An 8,103-nucleotide genomic window follows, 5' to 3' on the forward strand; every position below is an offset into this window, starting at 1 on the left:
GATATCTGCGAGCCGTTAAGACGGGCGCCGCCGATAAAGAGGCGGCGCCTGCCGATGCAACGCCCGACCCGGACGATCCATGATTGCAGCCAAAGACAATACTTTGAAGAGACAGGATGCCGGCCTGCAGGCCGTCGTCTCCGCCCGTGGCATCAAGGTGCATTTCGGTGCCGTAAAGGCGCTTGATGGCGCCGATCTGACGGTTCTTGCCGGCGAGTGCATCGGGCTTGTTGGCCACAACGGCGCCGGAAAATCGACGATCGTCAACGTCATAAACGGCGGCCTCAGCCCGCACGACGGCAGCGTCACCTATGAGGGAGACGACAGCGTGCACGGCATCAATGCGGCGCGCGCCCACGGCATACGCTGCGTCTTTCAGGAATTGTCACTCGCGCCGAATCTCACCGTCGTCGAGAACATGCGGGTGGTCCATCGCGGCCTTGCCGGCTGGAGCTGGCGGCGGCAGGCGGCGACAATCGTTCGCGCCAAGCTCGACGAAATTTTCGCCGGTCACAGGATCGACGTCATGCGGACCGTCGGCGAACTCTCGATCGCCGAGCGGCAGATGGTGGAGATCGCGATCACCTTTTGTGCCGTCGGCGAGACGCCGAAGCTGGTGATCCTTGATGAGCCGACCTCATCCCTCGATGCCGGTCTTGCCGCCCAGTTGATGACCTATGTGCGCAGCTTCGTTCAAGCAGGCGGTGCCGTGATGCTGATCTCGCATATTCTTGGCGAGATCCTTTCGACCGCAAGCCGAATTCTGGTCATGAAGGACGGCCGCGTTGTCGCCGATCGCACCGCTCAGGACTTCACCGTTCATAGCCTTGTCCAGGCAATGGGCAGTGTCGTCAAGGAACAAGATCGCAAGCGCAGCAGCGGGGAAGGCGCCGCATCGTCTCCTTTGCTTGCACTGCCGGCGCGAGGAGGCCGAGGCCTTGGCTTCAATGCTCGCAAGGGTGAAGTGATAGGACTTGCCGGGCTTGCTGGTCATGGCCAGACTGACATGCTGCTCGATCTTCATCGCTCGCTTTCGCACAACTGGCTGCCGGGCAGGCAAGGCAATATCGCCTTCGTCGCGGGCGACCGCAGCTTGAACGGCACCTTTCCCCTTTGGAGCATCCTGAAAAACCTCAGCATTGCCTCGCTCAGCGATTTTTCGCGCCTGTCGGTCGTCGATCGCGGGCGCGAGGATCGCCTCGGTGCCGACTGGAAGGGCCGCATCGAAATCCGTACGCCGACGATGGCAAATGGCATCTTGTCCCTGTCCGGTGGCAATCAGCAGAAAGTGTTGTTCGCCCGCGCCTTGGCAACGACTGCGCCGATCGTGCTCATGGACGATCCCATGCGCGGTGTCGATATCGGTACCAAGCAGGAGGTCTACAGGATCTTGAGTGACGAGGCTTCGTCCGGCCGGACATTTATCTGGTATTCGACGGAAATGGACGAGATCCGGCTCTGCGACCGCGCCTATGTCTTTCGCGACGGCGCCATCGTCGCCGAGCTGGTTGGAGACGAAATTACGGAGGAAAATGTGCTGGCGGCTTCCTTTGCCGGGGAGGGCGCATGACCCGTCCGTCCTCCGCTACCCTGCGCCTCCTCATTCCGGCGCTATCGCTCGCCGTCCTGCTCGCCGCGGTCTTTTATCTGCAGCCGCGCGCCATGAGCTATATCGGCCTCAACCTGCTCTTCAATCTCGCCGTGCCGATTGCGCTCGCGACGATCGCGCAGATGATGATCATGTCGGTCAACGATCTCGATCTCTCGATGGGGACCTTCGTCAGCTTCACGGCCTGTGTGGCGGCAACCTATCTGCAATCTGCTCCGCTCGTCGGTATCCTCATTCTGGCGGTCGCAATTGCAGTCTATGCCGCAATCGGCATCGTCATCTATATCAGAGATCTGCCATCGATCGTGGTGACGCTCGGCATGAGCTTCGTCTGGGGCGGCCTGGCGGTCTTACTCCTGCCGGCCCCGGGCGGCACCGCACCCGATTGGGCGCGCTGGCTGATGACTTCTAAGCCGCCGCTTATCCCCATTGCGATCATAGCCAGCCTCCTTATCGCGCTGTTCGCCCATCTGATCGTCATGCGCTCCTCCTTCGGGGTGCTGATCCGCGGTGTGGGCGGCAATCAGCGATCGCTGCAGCGTGCCGGCTGGTCCGTCGTCAGCCTGCGTGCCGCGGCCTATGCGCTGGCGGGCTTCTTTGCCGTATTGGCCGGCATTGCGCTGGTCGGGCTGACCACCTCGGCGGATGCGAATATCGCGCTGCGTTACACGTTGCTGTCGATCGCCGGCGTCATCCTCGGCGGCGGGGAGTTTACCGGCGGCCGCGTCTCGCCGGTCGGGGCCGTCATCGGCGCGCTGACATTGACCCTGGCGGGCTCCTTCCTATCGTTTCTGCGGATATCGCCCGACTGGCAGATCGGCGCGCAAGGCGCAATCCTGATTATTGTGCTCGCCCTCAGGCTCTTGCTCAATCGCGTCGAAAAGCGGGAGAAACAATCATGATCGCGCTTGCCGTGCTCGGCCGCAAACCCTGGATATGGTCCTTTGTCGCGGCAATCGCGGTGTGGATCATCACCGTTCTCTTTACCGGCGGCGCCAGTTCCATCGGCCTGTCGCAGGCTGCACTCACCTTTGCGGCATTCTCTGTTATCGTCGGCATTGGCCAGATGTTCGTCATCACGCTCGGGCCGGGCAATATCGATCTTTCAGTGCCGGCGACGATGACGCTTGCCGGTACGCTCGCGCTGAAACTCATGAATGTCGAAGACGGCATGATCGTGCCGGGCCTGCTGGTCTCGGTCGTCATCGGCCTTGGCATCGGGATCGGCAATTATGCCCTGATCAAGCTGCTGCGCATTCCGCCGATCATTGCAACACTCTCCATGAGCTTTATCATTCAATCGACTGCCATCTGGAGCAACCGCGGCCTTCGCATTAAGCCGCCCGAATATCTGGCCGAATTTACGACATCGGGGGTATTCGGCATACCGAATGTCGCCATCGTCGCCCTGCTGCTATCGGCGCTTGCTTGGATTCTCCTGGAAAAGACGATCTATGGCCGCTGGATCTCGGCGATCGGTCAAAGCATGTTCGCGGCGCGCATGGCCGGCATCCCCGTCGACGGAACGCGGCTTGCGACCTATGTCCTCTGCGCCATCCTCGCCTCGATCTGCGGCTATCTGCTCGCGAGCTTCTCCGGCGGCGCAGCCCTCAACATGGGCGCGGAATATTTGCTAATGTCGATTGCCGTCGTCATCATCGGTGGGACGGCTGTTGCCGGCGGCGATTCCAACGTGCCGGGCATCTGGGGCGCCTCGCTGTTCATGTTTCTGGTCGTCTCCATGCTGAACACTTACGGTTTCGGCGCGGGCCCAAGGCTTGTTCTGACCGGCCTGATCATTATTGCCGTCATTCTCGTTGCCGGCGGTCGCCCCACTGGCGGGCGCTGACACTTTTCTCCCAAGATCCCTACAGGAAAACTGCGATGCCGACCGACGCCTCCATTTACGAAATCTACGACACGCGCTTCCGCAATCTGATCGTCCCGAGCGCCGGCCTGGAGGAGCTTTATTCCGATTGCCGCTGGGCGGAGGGGCCGGTCTGGTTTGCCGATGCCGGGTGCCTGATCTGGAGCGACATTCCCAACGAGCGCATGCTGCGCTGGGTGCCGGGCGGGAATGTCTCGATCTTTCGCGCGCCCTCGAACTTTGCCAACGGCAATACGCGCGATCGCCAAGGGCGGTTGATATCCTGCGAACATGGCGGCCGCCGTGTGACGCGCACGGAAATCGACGGCTCCATCACTGTTCTTGCCGACAGTTATAAGGGCAAGCGCCTGAATTCACCCAACGACGTGATCGTCCGCTCGGACGGAACGATCTGGTTTACCGACCCAACCTACGGCATTCTCTCCAATTACGAGGGTTACAAGGCGGAGCCGGAGCAGCCGACCCGCAACGTCTACCGCCTCGATCCGGCCACCGGCGAACTGGATGTCATGACGGACGATTTCCGCCAGCCGAACGGCTTGGCCTTTTCCCCGGACGAGACGAAACTCTATGTCGCCGACTCCGCCGCAAGCCACGACGTCAGCGCCCCCCGCCACATTCGCGTCTTCGATGTCGTGGATGGCAAGAAACTCGCAAACGCCCGGGTCTTCTGCAACATCGATACCGGCATTCCGGACGGCTTCCGTGCCGACATCGACGGCAACATATGGACAAGCGCCGGCGACGGCGTTCATTGTTTTGCGGCTTATGGGGTTTTGATCGGCAAGATCAAGATCCCGCAGACGGTCGCCAATCTTACATTCGGTGGCCCGAAGCGGAACCAGCTTTTCGTTGCTGCAACGCGCTCGCTGTATCGGGTCTTCACGACGGCGAGCGGGGTGGAGATGCTTTGAAAGGATGAGGTGTTGTAGACATAGTGGGGAATGCCGCCATATCTTTGATGGAACATCTACCCGGGCGTGCTTTTCCTTGGCCCAGGTTCGCAAGGCATTGGTATCGCGGGTGCGGTCAGCAAGGAGATCGCACCGTTGGGCATTTCCTGCAACATTGACTCAACCATCCGGTGGTCAATTTTTTGCAAGGTAGCGTCAAGGGCATCAAATTTGAGCGGCATTGGCGCGTGTTCTGCGCCGAGCGTTTTTGTAAATTGCTGCTACCAACTTCGTCACTCAGTGTTTTACGTTGCAGACATCGATCGGCATCTATAGGAAATAGCATACTAGTCGATCATATGTTAGGAACGGCTGAATGAACACCCCTTATGAAAATCTTCCCGCCTCTGCCTTCTGGCGTAAATCCGTTTCCTCTATTCCTGAATTTCTGATTGATCCCGTCGCGGAGGCCACTTTCAGGATTGGTAAATCCGACCTGGTCGCAACAGCTGGCAGTTGCTTCGCTCAACATCTCTCTCGAGCAATTCAGTCTCGCGGTTTTCGATATTTGATAACGGAAGCAGGGGATGATATCCCCCTGGCTGAGCGGCACAGCCGCAACTACGGCGTTTTTAGTGCTAGATTTGGCAATCTTTATACGGTGCGCCAATTACGTCAGCTGATTGAGCGTGCCTACGGAATAGCCGAATACGAAGTAGAGCCATGGATCCGCAGCGATGGTCGATTTGCCGACCCCTTTCGCCCCCAAATCGAGCCGACTGGATTTGTGACAAGAGAAGAATTATATAGTGATCGTGAGCGGCACCTACGCGCTGTCCGAGAAATGTTCTCGTCGCTTAACGTGCTTGTGTTTACGATGGGCCTAACAGAGGGCTGGGAGCATATTGCGTCCGGTGCAACTTTGCCGCTAGCCCCCGGTGTTGCTGCGGGGGAGTGGGACGCAGCTACTTACCGTTTTGCCAACTATACGACTGCAGAAACTTTGAAGGATCTAGAGGATTTTTTCACGATCCTCAAATCGATCAACGCATCTGCTAAAATGCTTCTAACCGTGTCGCCCGTGCCGTTGATCGCAACTTATTCCCCAAACAGTGTGCTTGCTGCGACGAGTTATAGCAAGGCGGTCCTTCGAGTTGTGGCGGAGGAGTTTTCACGAAAACGCAAAGGGGTGGATTATTTCCCTTCCTATGAGATCATTACAAGCCCTGCAGCAGGCAACAAGTATTTCGACGACGATTTACGGAATATTAAAGAAGAAGGTGTGGCGCATGTTATGCGTTCATTTTTTAAACACTATGTAAACGATTCCGATTCGCCGTCGAATGATTATCGTGAATATAGTGGTGAGATCTTAAATGCGGCAGTCCGAGCTCAAAACGAAAGTGCCTTTCGAATTGTTTGCGATGAAGAGTCAATAGAAAAGAATTTGGTTTAGGTGCTGGTGTGAGAATTTGTCTTATAGGCAACTGCCAAATTGAGAGCATGCAGGCGTGTCTGCTGGCGATGTTACCTCATGCCGAAGTGACATTGTATCATAGCTGGAACATCGGAGCGTCCTACGACGACGCCGAGTTATTTAAGCAACATCTAGGACAATTTGATCTTGTTCTCGCGCATCGCTTTTACAATATTGCTCATATTGCATTTGATGAGCTTAAATCACTATCTCAATTTATAGAGTTTCCAGTAGTCAATTTCCTCGCATTTCATCCAGATTGCGTCTATCTGGTGGACGACATTAGCAAAAGAATCGTCCGCAGCGCACTTGGTGACTATAATTCGGCAATAGTTGCATACAGCTATATGAAAGAAATTCCGGCGGAGGTTTGTAAAAACGCATTTCGTGAAGATATATTCCGAACGGTCGGCTATCTATCGAATTGGGAAACAGCTGTAAGCGCTCTTGACGCGGAGTTCAAACGGTGCGGATTTTCGGTTAACGCATATCTTGCGAAATGGATGGCACGAAAGCCATTTATGCATTCCATCAATCACCCGCGAATTTCTATTGTATACGATATTCTTGGAACGGCATTGGACAGAGCAAAAATAACTTACCGTGCGGTGCCGAATATCGACGATCTAGTGATTGATCCTTTGATGAATTTCGCTGGCTGGCCGCTCTATCCACAAATCGGACGTTCTTTTGGATTTGGTGGAAATTATCTTTTTAAGGGAAATGTTCCGGCAGATGGAGCAAGGTATATTTTTAGCTTAGATGAATTCATAGAAAGTTCTTATAAGTATTACGCTGATGCCGGGGTGAACAAATTCACAAATAATGTCTTTCAAGCGTGGGATACCTTAAATGTGATGGAGTTAATCAGCGCCTAAAACAACATGCCCTAGCCACTGCATAAAGGACGTCCCGCTCCGCCGCTTGTTCGAGAATCAGGCCGGAAAATATAACTGTCAGGTTATCAATTTGCAGGCCGATATACTGGTCCTGTGAAAGTTTGATTTTAATTTTTACTGTTAAACTGCCATTAAACGTTTATCGGCGGCGACCAGGGCTCCCGCGGTTTTGAACCACCGTAGGTTCTGGACCGGCGGAAGTTGGAATTTTGCGGCTTCTGCGATGCCAAGATTGCCGCGGTACTGCTCGATCGGCTTGGGCTTCGTTGCTACATCCTCGAAACCGGAAACGATAGCTTCCGCTTCAAGAACAGTTTGGCGCCCGACACCAAATCAACAATTAGAGCAGTTCCTGTGACCTGCTCCCCTGAAATGTCCTCGCAATTTTGCGCATTCCGACGAAGCCGGACGGCTATTCCAATCTGAAGCCGGATAGTCATTCCGATTTCATGCCGGACACGGTTCCGATTTGAAGCCGGACAGTTGCGTACCTGTCGGTCGTCTATGTCTTTGACCTGAACCGCGTTTCGCGGTCAAGCCAGGGTTGTTGGTTCTGTGTTCATGGCTTTCTGTTTCCGCAAACTCTCGCCGCTGAGCTCAATGCGGTAGGCGTTGTGAACGAGGCGATCGAGGATGGCGTCGGCCAGCGTCGGATTGCCGATCATGTCATACCAGTGATCGACGGGCACCTGGCTGGTGACGATGGGCGACCGCTTCTCGTAGCGGTCCTCGATGATTTCCATGAGATCGCGCCGCTGCTCGTCGTTGAGCTTCTCTGGCCCCCAGTCGTCGAGGATGAGCAGGTCGGTTCTGGCGAGCGCCTTGAGGACCTTCGGGTAGCGGCCGTCGCCGCGCGCGAGCGCGAGGGTGGCGAACAGCCTGGGCAGGCGATGATAAGCGACGGAGAAGTCCTCGCGGCATGCCTTGTGCCCGAGCGCGCAGGCCAGCCAGCTCTTGCCGACGCCAGCAGGCCCGATCAACAGTAGACTGTGACGCTGCCTGATCCAGTCGCAAGCGGCGAGCTTTAGGAACAGATTGCGATCGAGACCGCGGGCGGCTCGGAAGTCGATGTTCTCGACCTGGGCTGTTGGTTTTCACGCGGAACTGAGCCGGTCAGGCGCATAATTTCCATTGAGAATTGAGCCATGTGAACCTTCCCCCAACGCGGTGAGCGACAGGGGCAACGGAGTGATCCACATGGGACTTTTAAACATCATCCGTCGGATGGCACTGCGCGAGAAATTGTCGGTGCGCGAGATCAGCCGACGAACCGGATTGTCACGCAATACGATCGCGAAGTATTTGAGCGCCGGCACGATCGAGCCGAAGTTTGCGGT

7 protein-coding genes and 2 pseudogenes are annotated in these 8,103 nt (G+C 56.3%); 8 read left to right on the forward strand and 1 reads right to left on the reverse strand.

Translation table 11 applies throughout. The features are described 5' to 3' along the window. The first annotated feature begins 79 nt into the window (after positions 1-79). The 7 genes and pseudogenes from FHT73_RS12020 to FHT73_RS29470 form a co-directional block, all read left to right on the forward strand. Positions 80-1,570, forward strand: coding sequence for a sugar ABC transporter ATP-binding protein (locus FHT73_RS12020; RefSeq protein WP_183711800.1), 1,491 nt, complete (start codon positions 80-82; stop codon positions 1,568-1,570). Continuing rightward, entirely contained in the window at positions 1,567-2,511 is a 945-nt protein-coding gene (locus tag FHT73_RS12025) for an ABC transporter permease (RefSeq protein WP_183711802.1), read from the forward strand. The genes FHT73_RS12020 and FHT73_RS12025 overlap by 4 nt, the downstream gene beginning before the upstream one ends. After that, on the forward strand, positions 2,508-3,458 hold the full coding sequence (locus FHT73_RS12030) for an ABC transporter permease (protein ID WP_183711804.1): 951 nt from the start codon (positions 2,508-2,510) through the stop codon (positions 3,456-3,458). The genes FHT73_RS12025 and FHT73_RS12030 overlap by 4 nt, the downstream gene beginning before the upstream one ends. A gap of 35 nt (positions 3,459-3,493) precedes the next feature. Further along, positions 3,494-4,411, forward strand: a complete 918-nt coding sequence (locus FHT73_RS12035; protein ID WP_183711806.1) for an SMP-30/gluconolactonase/LRE family protein — start codon at positions 3,494-3,496, stop codon at positions 4,409-4,411. A 355-nt stretch (positions 4,412-4,766) separates the two neighbouring features. Continuing rightward, on the forward strand, positions 4,767-5,846 hold the full coding sequence (locus FHT73_RS12040; RefSeq protein WP_112609103.1) for a GSCFA domain-containing protein: 1,080 nt from the start codon (positions 4,767-4,769) through the stop codon (positions 5,844-5,846). An 8-nt stretch (positions 5,847-5,854) separates the two neighbouring features. Next, positions 5,855-6,745, forward strand: a complete 891-nt coding sequence (locus FHT73_RS12045; RefSeq protein ID WP_348648129.1) for a WcbI family polysaccharide biosynthesis putative acetyltransferase — start codon at positions 5,855-5,857, stop codon at positions 6,743-6,745. A gap of 237 nt (positions 6,746-6,982) precedes the next feature. Next, a pseudogene (locus tag FHT73_RS29470) lies at positions 6,983-7,192 on the forward strand (hypothetical protein); the annotation flags it as partial. Positions 7,193-7,299: 107 nt separating this feature from the next. Here the strand turns inward: FHT73_RS29470 and istB are convergent. Then, a pseudogene (istB, locus tag FHT73_RS12050) lies at positions 7,300-7,851 on the reverse strand (IS21-like element helper ATPase IstB); the annotation flags it as partial. A gap of 112 nt (positions 7,852-7,963) precedes the next feature. Here istB and FHT73_RS29475 point away from each other — a divergent pair. Then, positions 7,964-8,103: winged helix-turn-helix transcriptional regulator (locus tag FHT73_RS29475; protein ID WP_246712091.1), on the forward strand; the 140-nt coding region annotated here is incomplete at its 3' end.

It is taken from the genome of Rhizobium sp. BK098 (genome assembly GCF_014193155.1).
Taxonomy (GTDB): Bacteria; Pseudomonadota; Alphaproteobacteria; order Rhizobiales; family Rhizobiaceae; genus Rhizobium.